Genomic DNA, 15,856 nt, shown 5'->3' with positions numbered 1-15,856 from the left:
AAAGAAAAAATGGGTTTATTAATTTAAGAGTTTGGCTTTCCGAATTTGATTAAAATAAATGAAACTACAAACCGAAATACCACTAAAACCACAACCACATAATCAAATAGATTATAAATCTAACGTGTTGTTATTAGGTTCGTGCTTTTCTGAAAATATAGGTGCTAAGTTTGAGTATTTTAAGTTTCAAAATGTAATTAATCCTTTTGGTATTTTATTTCATCCATTAGCAATTGAAAATTTAATCACACGTGCTGTAAATAAAGATTATTATTCTGAAGATGAATTACATTTTCATAATGAGCACTGGAGTTGTTTAGATGCACATTCAAAATTAAACACGACTTCAAAAGAAGAATTATTAGATAGTTTGAATACTCAAATTGATGAGACTTATAATTATCTTTTTAGTGCAAGTCATGTTATAATTACATTAGGTACAAGTTGGGTTTATAGACATATTGCTTCAGATAATATTGTTGCCAATTGCCATAAAATACCTCAAAAACAGTTTTTAAAAGAATTACTTACCGTTGAACAAATTGTAGAAGCATTAGAATCAATTATAAGTTTAATACGATGTGTAAATCCTAAAATTTCATTTTTATTTACTGTTTCGCCTGTAAGACATATTAAAGATGGCTTTGTTGAAAACACCCTAAGTAAATCGCACTTATTAACTGCAATTCATCAGGTTGTAGAACCTAGAGAACAACTTTATTATTTTCCTTCTTATGAAATTATGATGGATGAATTAAGAGATTACCGTTTTTATAAAGAAGACATGCTGCATCCTAATACTACAGCTGTAGATTATATTTGGGAAAAATTCACTACAGTTTGGTTATCTGCAGATGCGTTAGAAACACTAGAAAAGGTCAGTTCAATTCAGTCTAGAAAGGCACATAGACCGTTTAATCCAAATTCTGAGGCACACCAAAAATTTCTTTTAAAGCTTCAATCGGATATTGAAAGTTTAAAATCGGAATTTCCATTTATTAATTTTAAATAAATTCTCTTAATTATTCACTCTAACACTCTCAGGCACTAAAACCGTATAGTCTCCATTATTTCTTAACACATCTCTTACTATAGAAGATGAAATAAAAGAGGTTTTTGCTGCAGTTAATAGAAATACAGTTTCAATTTTAGAGAGCCTTCTGTTGGTGTGAGCAATAGCTTTTTCAAATTCAAAATCTGCAGGATTTCGCAGACCTCTTAAAATAAATTTAGCATCAATTTTTTCGCAAAAATCAATTGTTAATCCTGTATAAGTCACCACTTTTACTTTAGGTTCGTCTTTAAAAGCGTCTTCAATGAATTTTTTACGTTGTTCTAAAGAAAACATATATTTTTTTTCGGCATTAATACCAATGGCAACTACAACTTCGTCAAATAATTTAATGCCACGTTTTATAATATCGTAGTGTCCGTTTGTAATTGGGTCAAAAGATCCTGGGAATAATGCTCGTTTCATTTTTTACTTTGTAATTTCTTTGTTAAAGATAAGAAACTTAATGTTTTTTTTGCTTTTGCCATTCACTTTCAAAATAGTCAATATACTTTGAAAATTGTGAGGTTTCGTCAATATATTGTTTTGCTATTTTTATCCATTTATTATATTTTTTTTCGTTCTTATTATTGAAATAAAGAGAACACATATTTATTGCCATTTCTACTTTAATATTATTGTCTTTTGCATTTTTTATACCTTCATTGAATGCATTTTCAGCTTTGTCGTATTCTTCTATATTCATTAAGGCGTACCCTAATTCTTTATATATGAGTTGATCATTATTTTTGTTTGCTATTGCTTTTTCTAAAACAGGTATTGCTTTTTTAAATTGTTTGGTAGCATTAAATGCAAAGGCGAGCTCAAATTCTAATCCTTTATAATGAGGTTGCTTGTTATAGGCTTTTAATAATGGTTCTATGGCGTTAGTACTTGCACCAATATGATTATAGTGATAACCAATTTGTTTAAGGTATTCTACAGAGTCTTCATTATTTTTGTAAATTTCTAACCAAGCAGGTGTTGATGGTAAGTTTAGCTCTTTTATTTGTTCCTCGTTAATTATGGCAACATTTTTTGTATTTGTACTAAGTCTGCTTTTTAAAGACGTTGTATTTAAAATACTATCCTTTTTTGCTGGTATTAATATGTTATTTTTAATAGTAAAAGAATTTTCAAAATTAAAAGTAAAACCTGCCATTTCATCTATGTAAATGAAACCTAAAGTATAGGTAGAATCTTTTTCTGTTTTAGGAAAAGCAACCCATTTATCTATAGCGTTATAATATTTTGTATCAAACTTTAGAGGAATTAAATCTTGTTGAGAAAAGCAAAACATTGATGTAATAATAGAGCCAAATATTAGATAAGATAGTTTATTCATAATTATTGTTTTATATTTTATTGATAGTCTCTTCAATAGCATTTTCAAACAAAGCAGCCATACTAATACCTGCTTTAGCAGCTTGTTGTGGTAAAATACTTTCGTTGGTTAAACCTGGTACAGTATTGACTTCTAGTAAATAAGGCTCATCGTTTTTAAAGATAAATTCACTTCTAGAGAACCCTTTCATTTTTAAAATTTCATAGATGCGTTTAGCTTCAGTATTTACTTTGTTGGCATAATCATCTGTAATACGAGCAGGTGTGATTTCTTGAGATTTTCCTTCGTATTTAGCTTGGTAATCAAAGAAGTCATTCTCAGAAACAATCTCTGTAATTGGTAAAACTAAAGTTTCGCCTTTATAAGAAATAACACCAACTGAGACTTCAACACCATCTAAAAATTGCTCAATAATAATTTCATTATCTTCTTTAAAAGAGTTGTCTATTGCAGCTTGTAATTCTTCCTTTTTATACACTTTAGAAACACCAAAACTACTACCAGCTTTATTTGCTTTTACAAAACAAGGCAAACCAACTTTGGCGATAATAACATCTTCATCTATTTGGTCTCCAAGGTTAAGCGGATAACTTTCAGCCGTTTTAATACCGTAAGGTTTTAAGGTAGCTAATAAATCGCGCTTATTATAAGTTAATGCAGCTTGGTACATATTGCAGCTGGTTTGCGGAATGTTTAATAATTCAAAATAAGCTTGCATAAAACCATCTTCACCTGGCGAACCATGTATGGCGTTAAACACACAATCGAAAGTAATTTTTGTACCATTTATAACAACAGAAAAATCATTTTTATCAACTGAAATTTCTTCATCTCGGTCATTAACAAAAACCCATTTCTCTTTAAAAATATGAATGCGAAAAGCGTTATACTTAGTCTTATCTAAGGTATTGTAAACCACGTTACCACTTTTTAGGGAAATCTTGTATTCGCTAGAATAGCCTCCCATTATAATTGCAATATTTTTTTTCATTTTTAATAGCCCAAATAACTGGGTTTATATTAGTTTAAATAAGCGATAGTGTAAATGTATAATTTATTTTTTATAAACTAAATCTCTTGTTGATACGTATTTTATTTGCGAGACGTTAAAATAACGTTAGAATTTCTTAGTTTTGTCCACAATTATATAAGCTTATGAGTTTAGTTAAGTTTCTTACTAGTAAAGTGTTTTTTAAACAAATTGCATTGGCCATTGTGGCGCTTGTTGTAATCTGTTTTATTGTTTTAAAATGGTTAAATATTACAACCAATCATGGAGAATTTGTAATTGTACCAGATTTAAAAGGTAAATCTTTAGAAACTGTTGGTATAGAATTAAAAGATTTAGACTTAAGACTAAAAATTCAAGATTCAGCTAATTTTAATCCAAAGTATCCAAAATATTCTGTAATAGAGCAAAAACCAGCTGCAGGTTCTCAAGTAAAAGAAAATAGAAAGATTTACTTAATTTTAAATCCTTCTGGTTACCGAAAAGTAGAAGTACCAAATATTTTAAAATTTACTTTTAGACAAGCAAAACCACAATTAGAAGCTTTAGGTTTTACAGTTGGAGAAATTACCTATAAAGATGCTATTGGAGAAGGGGTAATGTCTATGTCGTACCAAGGTAAACCTCTAAAAGCTGGTACAAAATTACCTCTAACGTCTAAGATAGATTTGGTGTTAGGCAACGGTAAATTATAAATTAAATCAATGCCAAATATTCCTCCTATTTCAGACGACGAAGAAAACGAGCTTTATGAGCATCATGCTTTTAGAGTAGTCGCTGGTCAGCAACCTCTTCGTATCGATAAATACTTAATGAATTTTATAGAAAACGCTACGCGTAATAAAATTCAAGCTGCAGCAAAAGACGGAAGTATTTTTGTGAACGATGTACCTGTAAAATCTAATTACAAGGTAAAACCAAACGATTATATCACTGTAAAGTTTGAGCATCCACCACACGAAAATCTTTTAATTGCAGAAGATATTCCTATAGATATTGTTTACGAAGATGATGATTTGCTCGTAGTTAACAAACCAGCTGGTATGGTGGTGCATCCAGGACACGGTAACTATTCTGGTACGTTGATTAATGGATTGATTTTTCATTTTGAAAATCTACCAAACAACTCAAGCGAACGGCCAGGTTTGGTGCATAGAATAGATAAAGATACAAGCGGATTGTTAGTGGTTGCCAAAACCGAACAAGCCATGGCGCATCTCTCTAATCAGTTCGCAAAAAAGACGAGTGAGCGCGAATATGTAGCACTTGTTTGGGGAAATATAAAAGAGGACGAAGGCACTATTGAAGGCAATATTGGTCGTCATCCCAAAAATAGATTACAAAACACAGTTTTTTTAGAAGACGAAGAAGAAAAAGGTAAGCCAGCCATTACACACTTTAAAGTTTTAGAACGTTTGGGTTATGTAACGTTGGTAAGTTGTAAGCTCGAAACAGGACGTACACATCAAATCCGTGTGCACATGAAACATATTGGCCATACCCTTTTTAACGACGAACGTTATGGAGGTGAGCGCATCTTAAAGGGTACAACATTTACAAAGTACAAGCAGTTTGTAGAAAACTGTTTTAAGATTTTGCCGAGACAAGCCTTACATGCCAAAACACTTGGTTTTGTACATCCAACCACAGGAGAATTTATGAAGTTTGAATCTGAAATTCCTGAAGATATCGCACAATGTTTAGAGAAGTGGAGACATTATGCAAAGCATGCCAACGATTAGTACCAAATTGCTGCGACGGCAGGAATCTCAAAATTAGATTTTACAAAGATTAAGGAACGTCTAAAATGATATGTTTTGGGCGTTTTATTTTTTCCTACAAGGTATTAAACCTTGCAGGAAAAAATAACCAGGCTGTCCACTATATCTTTTTTCGTGCCTCAAAAAAGGATGCCGTTTCCATCCTTAACGCGCTTTCCCAGCGTTAGTGAATTTAATCTGTCCGATAGAATAGAACTATTATTTGTTTTTTCAATTCGTAATTGTGTTTCCATAGTTATTTTTTATAGCGATATCAATTTTAGTATTGATATTTGTTAGAAAATCATTTAGATACATTGTATTTTTACTACTGAAAAAGAAGAAGCGTATAACTCCAAATAAAAAATCTGCCATAGCAGTACAAAATATATGAAATTAGTACTATCACCAGCAAAATCTTTAGATTACGAAAGTAATTTACCAACGACTAAAACAACAGAAAGTCTATTTTTAGCAGAATCAGAACGATTAAATAAAGTATTAAAAAAGAAATCCGCAAAAAGTTTATCTAAACTGATGCACATTTCAGATAATTTAGGGCAATTAAATTACGAGCGTAACCAAGAATGGGCTTTACCATTTACAGCAGACAATGCTAGGCAAGCCATATATGCATTCAGTGGCGACGTTTATAGAGGATTAGATGCTTATACAATTGATACTGATAAATTAGATAAAGTAGAAGATACGGTTAGAATATTATCTGGTTTATATGGTGTTTTAAAACCATTAGATTTAATTCAGCCTTACCGATTAGAAATGGGAACTAAAATGCCAGTTGGTAAAAACAAAAATTTATACGAATTCTGGAAAAAGAAAATCACAAAAGCGCTAAACGATGAATTAGAAGATGATGAGCTTTTTCTAAACTTGGCAAGTAACGAGTATTTTAAAGCCATAGACACAAAGGCTTTAAAAGTACCTGTTGTTAATGTAGCTTTTAAAGAATTTAAAAACGGACAGTATAAAATAGTTGCCATTTTCGCCAAATTAGCGAGAGGATTAATGGCAAGATACATCATAGATACAGATGCAAAAACTATAGATGATGTTAAAGGATTTAATTTAGAAAACTACGGATTTAGTGAAGAATTATCTTCGGAAAATGAATTGGTGTTTACAAGATAGTTACTATATTTAGATACCTAATTCTAAATCATGTTTTACTATTTAATAGTTGCGCTTCAGGCATTTTGTATTTATCACGTTTATAAAAATCACAAACCTTATTATTGGTTTTTTCTCATTTTTTTTATTCCTGTTATAGGTTCAATTATTTACATTATTACAGAAGTTTATAATAAGAATGATGCCGATAAAATTCAAAATGAACTAACTTCTATTATCAACCCAACTAAGAAAATAAAGGACTTAGAAAAGAAGTTAGAATTTTCAGATACGTATACCAATAGAATTGATTTAGCAGATGCTTATTTTGCTATTAATGACATGCCTAATGCAATAAATCAATATAAGCAGACTTTAAAAGATAGGTCTCAAAATAATCTATATGCACATCAACAACTCATTTTGTGTTATTTTAAATTACAAGATTATGCTGGAGTTTTAGATAGTGTAGAAGTGATAAAATCCAAACCAGAATTTAACGCGTCTAAACAACAATTTTGTTATGGTTTAGCATTAAAAGAATTAGGTCAATTAGAGCAAGCTGAGGCGCAATTAAGACAAATCGATAGACCGTATTCTAACTACAATGAACGTTTAGAATTGGCAAAATTCTTCATAGAAAATAATAGAACAGCAGAAGGTAAGGATTTATTAAATGAAATCTCGGAAGAATCTAAGCATATGACCAAACCTAATCAACGTCTATACAGAAGTACAATTACTGAGGTGGAGCGTTTGCTAAAATCTCTATAATTCACTGTTTAAAGTGTCTTTAAAATTCTCATAAATTAAATTAAAATCATTATCTAAATCTTTTCTTATTGGGTTTAATATAAATCCATTTTTAGTTAAAAGCCGTTTAGAGCTTTCATTTTTGAAATGGGTAAAGGCTTCAATTTTTTGAAGTTTTAATTGTTTAAATCCAAAGTTGAGAACCAAGTTTAAAGCTTCAGTCATAATGCCTTTGTTATGAAATTCGGTCTTTAAATCATAACCAACTTCTGCGACTTTTTTGTTTTCTGAGAAATTCCATAAGCAAATAGTACCTATGAGTTCTGATTGGTCTTTTAGGGTAATTCCCCAAACAATAGAAACATTGTTTTCTAAGTTTTTATGCTGTGTTTTTATAAAGTTTAACGCATCGGTAATTGATTTGGTCTGTCTATGTTCTGGTCTTTTTATGTATTGATTAATTATTTTGTCTGAACGTAAATGTAGTATTGTATAGTTATCTGATTCTTCAACTTTTCTTAATATTAGATATTCTGAAGTTAGTACAGGAAAGGGATTAAAATTCATTTTTGGTATTAAAATCAATGTTTTCAACTTTATAACAACACTAAAGTTAATATAAATATTAAGAAAGTTGATGAGACAGGCTCTGTAGAATAAATTAGCTGTAACTTCGCGCCAAATTAAAGGAGTGACCTAAAGAAGATATAGAGTTTGCTTCATAAACACTATATATGTCATTTAGAGAATTGGGCTTATCTGAGCCGTTATTAAAAGCAATCCGTAAAAAAGGATATGAAACACCATCTCCAATACAAGCAAAAGCCATTCCTTTAGTTTTAGAAGGAAAAGACGTCTTAGCTTCTGCACAAACCGGAACAGGTAAAACTGCAGGTTTTACATTACCATTATTACATTTCTTATCTGAAAATCCTAAGCAGAAATACAGACCTATAAGAGCATTAATTTTAACACCTACGCGAGAATTAGCGGCTCAGGTGCATACTAATGTAAAGGAATATAGCGAATTTCTAAATATAAGAAGTGCTGTGATTTTTGGTGGTGTTAATCAAAAACCGCAAATCGCAACCATTAGAAAAGGTGTTGATGTATTAATCGCAACACCAGGACGATTAATAGATTTACACAATCAAGGTGCATTATCTTTAAAACGTATAGAAATATTTGTTTTAGATGAGGCAGATAGAATGTTAGATATGGGATTTTTACGTGATATTGAACGTGTCATGACGTTGATGCCAGACAAGCGACAAAACCTTCTATTCTCTGCAACATTCTCTAAAGATATTAAGAAATTAGCTTATTCTATTTTAAACAATCCAGTTCAAGTTGAAACAGCAAGACAAAATACTGCTGTAGAAGTTATAGACCAAAAAGTCTATAGAGTTGCTAAAGGTAAAAAGATAGGTTTAATAATTAAATTGATTTCTGAAGGAAACTGGAAACAGGTTTTAGTTTTTACTAGAACCAAACATGGTGCTAATAAACTTTGTAAAAAGATGATTAGCGCAGGCATTACAGCTGCAGCTATTCATGGAAATAAAAGTCAAGGTGCCAGAACAAAGGCCTTAGCAGGTTTTAAAAACGGTTCTGTTAGGGTTTTAGTAGCTACAGATATTGCAGCCAGAGGAATTGATATTCCGTTACTACCACACGTTATAAATTTTGAATTACCAAATGTTTCTGAAGATTACGTACACAGAATTGGAAGAACAGGTAGAGCAGGCGCAGAAGGCCAAGCATTATCTTTAGTTAGTGCAGATGAAACGAGTTATTTAAAAGCTATTGAGAAATTGATAGGAGAATCTATAGAAGTAGAAATTGTGGAAGGTTTTGAACCAGACCCAAATGCTTCAACTAAACCAATAAAGCCAGGTCAGAATAGAAATCAAAATAGAGGTAGAAGAACTAATAATAGAAATTCTAATAATAAAGGTTCTGGAAATAACAGAAATTCTAATAGAAATCATAGTAGGAACCGAAACCGAAATAAAGATTCTAAACGTAATTAAATTATAATGACTGATAGTTTAAAACAAAAAATATTAGAGGTTTGCGATAAGAAAATTGCACAAAAAGGCATTAACGTTGGCATCTCGATTTATGCTTTTTTTAAAAACAAAAATGATACTCCAGAATTGTTGATGGAAGCTGCTACTTGGTGGATAAAAACACATCAACTAAATCATTTTGAAAAAGCCGTTAAAATTAAAGCATTAGTAAATAGTTTTTAATATGTCTACACAACCCAATAACCCCTTGCATGGTAAAAAACTGGCTGATATTGTTACGGAGTTACAAGCTCATTATGGTTGGGAATATATGGGTTATCAGATTAATATTCGATGTTTTACACACAATCCTTCAGTTAAATCTAGTTTAAAATTTTTAAGGCGAACTCCTTGGGCAAGAACTAAAGTTGAGCAAATGTATTTGGCATATTTAGAAAAAAATCCCAACTTAAAATAAAACTAATTAGCATAAAAAAACCTCATTTAGAAATGAGGTTTTTTTATGTTTCAAGCAATAATTGAAATCTACTCTTTTTTTAGTGTTGCATTAATGTCTTTTTCAGTCTTTTTTAATTCTCTCTTTTTTACAGATTTCTTTTTCATTTCGAAGGCTACAATATATTCTTTCATACTTATAAAGCCATTTTTATCTGTATCCATTTCAGAAAAGCTTTCTTTTGTAACAGATTCATTATAAGCTTTTTCTTTCATTTTTACCACTTTAAATTCCTTTAAAGTGATAACTTCATTAAAATCAGCGTCAAAAGTTTTAAAACTTTTAATTGCTTTTTCATTCTGAACTTCTTGTTTTTCAATTTTTTGTTGCGCATTTGTAAAAGAGAAAGATGCTATAGCTATCAAAAATATTCCGGTTTTTATTGTTTTTGTAATCATAATATTTAATTTTAATTATCCAATATTGAGACCAATATAAGGTAAAAAGCTTTAAAATTTAGTTAATTTAATAAGTTGTTGAATTATGCTCTTAATTGCCTCAGGCCTTCATACACTATTATACTTACAGCATTCGCTAAATTTAAACTTCTTATGGAATCACTATAAAGTGGAATTTTAAATAATTGAGATTTATGTTCTTCTAATAAGGATTTTGGTAAACCAACGGACTCTTTTCCAAAGACTAGGAATAGATTGTCTTCAAATTGAATGTCCCAATGGCTTTGTGTTCCATGGCTTGATAAGAACACCATTTTTGCGTTCTCATTAGTTTTGAAAAAATCATCTATATTATTATAGTAAATAACTTCGAGATGCTGCCAATAGTCTAACCCTGCGCGTTTAAGACGTTTATCATCTATTTCAAATCCAAAAGGTTTTACTAAGTGCAAGGTAGAACCTGAAGCTAAAGCCAAACGACCAATGTTACCAGTGTTGTTTGGAATTTCAGGTTCTATGAGTACAATGTTTAATGACATTATTAAATATAATTGTGAATAAAAAAATGCCTATTCAATTTATGAGAATAGGCATCAAATATAAGTTGTTAATTCTTCTATTTAAAGTTTCTAAACTTAAACAGTAACTGTAGAATTTGTTTCTTTTGGGTCAGGTCCATAAGCATTAGGTCCTTTGTCTCCTTCTGTTGCGAACAAAATAATTAGCCAAATTCCACCCACAAGAGGTATTAAAGCTACGAGGTAAAACCATCCACTTTTTCCTATATCGTGTAAACGTCTTACTGCTACAGCTAAGCTAGGAATAATGATACCTAATATATAAATAAAATATAAGCCTGCAAATGCTCCTATTTCTGTCAATGCAACTAATGCACCAGCAACAAGTACAGTTGCAAAAGCAAAAAGGATATTAAATAGTACAAACATCCAATATTCTTGACGTCTTGCTCTACCTGTAAAGTTTGCGTAATTATCTCTTACGACTTTTAAATACCATTCCATAAATTTTATTTTAATTGGTTAACGTTACCCAAATATAAACTTTAATTTAAAATGGAAGAATAGAAGTTTATTATTCTCGATTAACGTTTGCTTTTGAAAAAAAACTTTATGATTAGTAGTCGAATTAAAAGAATAAATGGAAATCCATGAAAAACAACATCAAACCAGTCTTTTACGGTCATTCCATTAGCACCTCCTGCTATCCATCTTATTTTACCCACAATGTGAGGTTCAGGCAAAAAAGGCGCTAAGCCTAAAGTTAGGCAGAGTAGAATTATAAGTTTCCAATCGTTGAATAGTTTCATAAAAAAAAGTCTATTCAAATATAAGAATAGACTTAAAATTATAGTTTTTATGAATTAATTATTTTTTCGTTTGCTGCTCTTTAATAGTTGTATGGTCAATATCAAACGAATTATTTAATTGATTAACATTACCCTTTAAATTTGTTGGGTTTTTTTGTTCTAATCGAGTTTTAAATTTTTTTCTTTCTTTTATCATTCCCATATTTTATTATTTTTTTTGATTCAATCTTAATATAAGGCATAATATATAGATTCTCTACTAAAGCTTTCTTAAAACATAAAGTTAAAACGTTAAAAACAGGCGTGTTATGTTAAAATGGATGTTACGAAATCATCAACTTTTTCAACACCAGAATTAGTTAAATGCTTTACAAATGCACTACCAATAATGGCGCCTTTTGCGTATTTGGTGGCTTGCATAAAAGTTTCGTTATTAGAAATTCCAAAACCAACAATTTGAGGGTTCTTTAATTTCATGTTGGCTATACGTTGAAAATATTCTGTCTGTGCATCTCCAAAGCCAGATTGACTACCTGTAACACTTGCAGAACTTACCATATAAATAAATCCATTTGAAATAGAATCGATATATCTAATACGTTCTTCTGAAGTTTGTGGCGTAATTAAAAAAACATTGATTAATCCATATTTTTCGAATATAGATTTGTAATTATCATGATAAACATCTACTGGTAAATCCGGAATAATAAGTCCATCGATACCAACTTCTTGACATTTTTTACAAAATTCTTCTACACCATATTGCAACATTGGGTTAAAATAGCCCATTATTATTAACGGAATAGAAACCGTTTTGCGCACGTTTTTTAATTGTTCAAAAAGGCGTTCACTTGTCATGCCATTATGTAGGGCTTTGGTTGAACTTGCTTGTATGGTTGGTCCATCTGCCAAAGGGTCACTGAATGGTAAGCCTATTTCTATCATATCTACACCAGATTTTTCAAGATTTTCAATAACAGTCACTGTATCATTAATGTTTGGGTATCCTGCTGTGAAGTATATGGATAATAGCTTTTTGTCTTCTTCTAGTTTTTGGTTTATTCTGTTCAAAATGTTATTGTTTTTTACTCCTGAATTAGCAGGAATTCATTTTATTTTATTTGTTCATTTTGTCTTGAAACAAAACGAACCAAAAGTTCAAAACGATTTATCAGGAAATTGCTATAGCACCATTCGCTTTTAGGATTCCATGCTTAAAGCTACGCTCTATCGCTCATTATTTCTAAAAATCGTTGCTTCCGACTATGTCGGAATTTGGGACATTAACTTTTACTAAAATTTGTTTTCTTCCCAAGTTATATTTCATTTTTGCTTACTGCTTACTGCTTACTGCTTACTGCTTACTGCTTACTGCTTACTGCTTACTGCTTACTGCTTACTGCTTACTGCCAATTTACAACTTAAAATAGTCAATATAATTTTGTAAATCTTTATCGCCTCGTCCTGATAAATTCAAAACGACGATATCGTCTGGTTTAAATTTTTTGTGTTCAAAAACAGCTAATGCGTGTGAGCTTTCTATAGCAGGAATAATTCCTTCTAGTTTACATAAATCTAGTCCAGCTTTCATGGCTTCATTATCTGTAATGGCTATAAATTCTGCACGACCTGTTTTATATAAATTGGCATGCATTGGTCCCACGCCAGGATAATCTAAACCTGCTGAAATTGAATAAGGTTCTGTAATTTGTCCGTCCTTGGTTTGCATTAATAAGGTTTTACTGCCATGAATAATACCTTCCTTTCCTAATACAGACGTTGCAGCACTTTCTCCTGAGTCTATACCATGTCCTGCTGCTTCAATGGCAATAATGTTAACGTCTTCGTTGTCTAAATAATGGTAATAGGTTCCGGCAGCATTACTGCCACCTCCAACACAAGCCACTAAATAATCTGGGTTTTCTGTACCTTCTTTTTCTAAAAGCTGACTTTTAATCTCCTCTGAAACAACGGCCTGAAATTTAGCAACCATATCTGGATAAGGATGCGGACCAACCACACTACCAATAATATAATGTGTGTCTACAGGATTATTAATCCAATCTCTAATGGCTTCGTTGGTGGCATCTTTTAACGTTCGACTTCCAGATAAAGCAGGAATCACAGTGGCTCCTAACATTTTCATTCTTGCAACATTTGGTGCTTGGCGAGCAATATCAATTTCTCCCATATAAACGATACACTCAATTCCCATTAGTGCACAGACGGTTGCGGTGGCTACACCATGTTGTCCAGCGCCTGTTTCGGCAATAATTCTGTTTTTGCCTAGACGTTTTGCCATAAGAATTTGACCAATAGTATTATTGATTTTGTGCGCTCCTGTATGGTTGAGGTCTTCACGTTTTAGATAAATTTTTGTATTGTATTTCTCTGAAAGACGTTTAGCAAAATAGAGTGGCGAAGGGCGACCAACATAGTCTTTTAATAACGCATTAAACTCTTCTTGAAATGAAGGTTCTGCCATTATTTTGAGATAATTTTGTCGTAACTCCTCTACGTTTGGATATAGCATTTCTGGAATGTATGCACCTCCAAATTCTCCGTAGTAGCCTTTTTCGTTGATGTTGTAACTCATTGTTTTTAGTTTATTATTTTCTATTCTTTGTTCATTTTGTCTTGATACAAAACGAACCAAAAAATCACAATCAAAATTAGGAAATTGCTAAAGCAACATTCGCTTTCAGAACTTCGTTCTTGAGACTGCGCCTAGCATCTTTGTTCTTTCGCTCATTATTTCTGAATTTTGATGTTTTCCGACTATGTCGAAATTTGGGACATTCATATTTACTAAACCTTGTTTGTATCCTAATTTGTTTTTCGTTTTTTGCTAACTGCTAATTTGTTTTTAAACATGTTCAATTCCTTAATATTCTTCAACCCAGGTTCTATTTCAAATTTACTATTGATGTCTAATGCGTAGCAATATTGAGATTCTGGCCTTTGCAAGAATGACAGAACGCTTTCAATTTCATTTAATCCAATTCCTCCACTTAAAAAATACGGTTTTGTGGAAGGGTAGAGGTTAAGTACATTCCAATTGAACGTGTAACCATTGCCACCTGGTAATTTTCCTTTAGTATCGAATAAAAAGTAATCGCAAACTTTTTCGTAAGGTTGAAGCACATCAAAGTTAAATTCATCTTTGATACTGAAAACTTTTATCACTTCAACATTATTTATTTGACCACAATATTCTGGTGTTTCATTACCATGAAGCTGTACAGCTTGTAAATTATATTGTTCTATTTTCTCTTTTACAATTTCTAGTTTTTCATCCACAAAAACTCCAACTTTTTTAATCGATTTTGGAATGTCTGGAATTATTGAATCGAAATGTCTTGCAGATTTATCATAAAATATAAAGCCTAAATAGTCGGGTTGCAGTTTAGCAACAGCTTCTATATTGTTTTTATATTTCATTCCGCAGATTTTCAACAAAAGCCCCTTTTGCCTGTCGGCATTTTCCCTAAAGGGGAAAAAGTGTTCGTTAATATTTTGAAGTTCTTTTTTCATATCAGTAAGAGTTCTCATCCTAATGGAGGAGTTAGAGGAGGCCTTTAATAAATTCTTTAGCGCTTTCTCCAGGATTATCGGTTTTCATGAAATTTTCTCCAATTAAAAAGCCTTTGTAACCAAACGGTTGTAATTCTTTTATGGCTTCAACTGAACTTATTCCGCTTTCGGAAACCTTTACAAAATCGTTTGGAATTAATTGACTCAATTGTTTTGAGGTTTCTAGGCTGACTTCAAAAGTTTTTAAATTTCTATTGTTTACACCTAACATATCTATTGAAGGCATTATGGATTTGTGTAATTCTTCTTCGTTATGTACTTCTAATAAAACATCTATATTTAAGCTTTTTGCTAATTCTGAAAATTGTTTTATTTCTGCTCTTGTTAGTATAGCTGCTATTAATAAAATAACATCTGCTCCATAAGCTTTGGCTTCGAGAATTTGATAGCTGTCAATAATAAATTCTTTTCTTAAAAGCGGTAAATTAGAACTGGCTCTGGCAATTATTAAATCGTCTAAAGAACCACCAAAATATTTTCCATCAGTTAAAACAGACATACCACAAACACCTGCAGTTTCATATCCACTCGCCACATCTTGCACATTTAAATTATGATTAATAACAGATTTAGATGGGGAACGTCTTTTGTGTTCTGCTATGATTCCTGATTGGCTGTTTCTTAGGTTTTGAGCTAGAGAAATAGTGTTGCGTTCAAATAAAACAGATTGCTCTAATTGAGTTATTGGAATTAAAGATTTACGTAAATTAACTTCTTTACGTTTGTCTATTACTATTTTGTCTAATATGTTCATATTAAAGCCTGTAAAAACAGGTTTATTTTAAATTCATTTTCTTATTTATTCATTTGTCTTGATGCAAACGAACCAAAAATCACAATCAAAATTAGGAAATCGCTAAAGCGACATTCGCTTTCAGAACTTCGTGCTTGAGGCTGCGCCTCGCATCTTTGTTCTTTCGCTCATTATTTCTGAATTTTGATGTTTCCGACTATGTCGGAAT

General features: G+C 31.3%; 21 protein-coding genes. 8 read left to right on the top strand and 13 right to left on the bottom strand.

What is annotated here, in order from left to right:
- Positions 1-58 precede the first annotated feature (58 nt).
- Positions 59-1,012 (top strand): GSCFA domain-containing protein, encoded by a 954-nt coding sequence (locus tag GN138_RS14835; RefSeq protein WP_157364784.1) that lies wholly within the window; start codon positions 59-61, stop codon positions 1,010-1,012.
- A gap of 6 nt (positions 1,013-1,018) precedes the next feature.
- Here GN138_RS14835 and coaD read toward each other — a convergent pair whose 3' ends face one another.
- The 3 genes from coaD to GN138_RS14820 are packed head-to-tail and all read right to left on the bottom strand — an operon-like array spanning position 1,019 to position 3,387.
- Complete coding sequence (coaD, locus tag GN138_RS14830; RefSeq protein WP_157364783.1) at positions 1,019-1,477, bottom strand: pantetheine-phosphate adenylyltransferase; 459 nt, start codon at positions 1,475-1,477, stop codon at positions 1,019-1,021.
- Between the two features lie 37 nt (positions 1,478-1,514).
- Positions 1,515-2,396 (bottom strand): tetratricopeptide repeat protein, encoded by an 882-nt coding sequence (locus tag GN138_RS14825; RefSeq protein ID WP_157364782.1) that lies wholly within the window; start codon positions 2,394-2,396, stop codon positions 1,515-1,517.
- A 10-nt stretch (positions 2,397-2,406) separates the two neighbouring features.
- A complete protein-coding gene (locus GN138_RS14820; RefSeq protein WP_157364781.1) occupies positions 2,407-3,387 on the bottom strand; it encodes a D-alanine--D-alanine ligase in 981 nt (326 codons plus the stop codon).
- A 164-nt stretch (positions 3,388-3,551) separates the two neighbouring features.
- Between GN138_RS14820 and GN138_RS14815 the strand changes: the two genes are divergently transcribed.
- The 4 genes from GN138_RS14815 to GN138_RS14800 all read left to right on the top strand — a co-directional run bounded on the left by GN138_RS14815 (position 3,552) and on the right by GN138_RS14800 (position 7,067).
- The gene (locus GN138_RS14815) at positions 3,552-4,100 is read left to right on the top strand and encodes a PASTA domain-containing protein (protein ID WP_157364780.1); all 549 of its coding nucleotides are present in this window, start codon (positions 3,552-3,554) and stop codon (positions 4,098-4,100) included.
- Positions 4,101-4,109: 9 nt separating this feature from the next.
- Positions 4,110-5,147 (top strand): RluA family pseudouridine synthase, encoded by a 1,038-nt coding sequence (locus tag GN138_RS14810; protein ID WP_157364779.1) that lies wholly within the window; start codon positions 4,110-4,112, stop codon positions 5,145-5,147.
- Between the two features lie 408 nt (positions 5,148-5,555).
- Positions 5,556-6,314, top strand: a complete 759-nt coding sequence (yaaA, locus tag GN138_RS14805; RefSeq protein ID WP_157364778.1) for a peroxide stress protein YaaA — start codon at positions 5,556-5,558, stop codon at positions 6,312-6,314.
- 30 nt (positions 6,315-6,344) lie between these two features.
- Complete coding sequence (locus GN138_RS14800) at positions 6,345-7,067, top strand: hypothetical protein (RefSeq protein WP_157364777.1); 723 nt, start codon at positions 6,345-6,347, stop codon at positions 7,065-7,067.
- Here the strand turns inward: GN138_RS14800 and GN138_RS14795 are convergent.
- Positions 7,062-7,613 carry a GNAT family N-acetyltransferase gene (locus tag GN138_RS14795; RefSeq protein ID WP_157364776.1) on the bottom strand — a complete coding sequence of 184 codons (552 nt, stop codon included), beginning with the start codon at positions 7,611-7,613 and terminating at the stop codon, positions 7,062-7,064. The genes GN138_RS14800 and GN138_RS14795 overlap by 6 nt on opposite strands.
- Positions 7,614-7,780: 167 nt before the next feature.
- Between GN138_RS14795 and GN138_RS14790 the strand changes: the two genes are divergently transcribed.
- From GN138_RS14790 to GN138_RS14780, 3 genes are read left to right on the top strand one after another with little or no spacing between them, the layout of a single operon-like run.
- Complete coding sequence (locus GN138_RS14790) at positions 7,781-9,079, top strand: DEAD/DEAH box helicase (RefSeq protein ID WP_157364775.1); 1,299 nt, start codon at positions 7,781-7,783, stop codon at positions 9,077-9,079.
- Between the two features lie 6 nt (positions 9,080-9,085).
- Complete coding sequence (locus GN138_RS14785; RefSeq protein WP_157364774.1) at positions 9,086-9,301, top strand: DUF6500 family protein; 216 nt, start codon at positions 9,086-9,088, stop codon at positions 9,299-9,301.
- Between the two features lies 1 nt (position 9,302).
- Entirely contained in the window at positions 9,303-9,536 is a 234-nt protein-coding gene (locus GN138_RS14780; RefSeq protein WP_157364773.1) for a VF530 family protein, read from the top strand.
- Positions 9,537-9,604: 68 nt separating this feature from the next.
- Here the strand turns inward: GN138_RS14780 and GN138_RS14775 are convergent, their stop codons facing one another.
- From GN138_RS14775 to trpC, 9 genes are all read right to left on the bottom strand, one after another.
- Complete coding sequence (locus tag GN138_RS14775; protein ID WP_157364772.1) at positions 9,605-9,973, bottom strand: EF-hand domain-containing protein; 369 nt, start codon at positions 9,971-9,973, stop codon at positions 9,605-9,607.
- Positions 9,974-10,056: 83 nt separating this feature from the next.
- On the bottom strand, positions 10,057-10,512 hold the full coding sequence (locus GN138_RS14770) for a tRNA (cytidine(34)-2'-O)-methyltransferase (RefSeq protein WP_157364771.1): 456 nt from the start codon (positions 10,510-10,512) through the stop codon (positions 10,057-10,059).
- A 96-nt stretch (positions 10,513-10,608) separates the two neighbouring features.
- On the bottom strand, positions 10,609-10,995 hold the full coding sequence (locus GN138_RS14765) for a DUF805 domain-containing protein (protein WP_157364770.1): 387 nt from the start codon (positions 10,993-10,995) through the stop codon (positions 10,609-10,611).
- Between the two features lie 80 nt (positions 10,996-11,075).
- Positions 11,076-11,300: a hypothetical protein gene (locus GN138_RS14760; RefSeq protein ID WP_157364769.1), complete on the bottom strand. Its 225-nt coding sequence runs from the start codon at positions 11,298-11,300 to the stop codon at positions 11,076-11,078.
- Between the two features lie 58 nt (positions 11,301-11,358).
- The gene (locus tag GN138_RS16055; protein WP_197429360.1) at positions 11,359-11,502 is read right to left on the bottom strand and encodes a hypothetical protein; all 144 of its coding nucleotides are present in this window, start codon (positions 11,500-11,502) and stop codon (positions 11,359-11,361) included.
- Positions 11,503-11,606: 104 nt separating this feature from the next.
- On the bottom strand, positions 11,607-12,371 hold the full coding sequence (gene trpA, locus GN138_RS14755) for a tryptophan synthase subunit alpha (RefSeq protein WP_157364768.1): 765 nt from the start codon (positions 12,369-12,371) through the stop codon (positions 11,607-11,609).
- Positions 12,372-12,714: 343 nt separating this feature from the next.
- Positions 12,715-13,896 (bottom strand): tryptophan synthase subunit beta, encoded by a 1,182-nt coding sequence (gene trpB, locus GN138_RS14750; RefSeq protein WP_157364767.1) that lies wholly within the window; start codon positions 13,894-13,896, stop codon positions 12,715-12,717.
- 230 nt (positions 13,897-14,126) lie between these two features.
- A complete protein-coding gene (locus GN138_RS14745) occupies positions 14,127-14,741 on the bottom strand; it encodes a phosphoribosylanthranilate isomerase (protein WP_157364766.1) in 615 nt (204 codons plus the stop codon).
- Positions 14,742-14,865: 124 nt separating this feature from the next.
- Positions 14,866-15,648 (bottom strand): indole-3-glycerol phosphate synthase TrpC, encoded by a 783-nt coding sequence (gene trpC, locus GN138_RS14740; RefSeq protein ID WP_157364765.1) that lies wholly within the window; start codon positions 15,646-15,648, stop codon positions 14,866-14,868.
- Positions 15,649-15,856: the final 208 nt, after the last annotated feature.

Source organism: Winogradskyella endarachnes, assembly GCF_009741275.1.
Lineage (GTDB): Bacteria > Bacteroidota > Bacteroidia > Flavobacteriales > Flavobacteriaceae > Winogradskyella > Winogradskyella endarachnes.
This window is presented reverse-complemented; position numbering and strand designations above follow the sequence as displayed.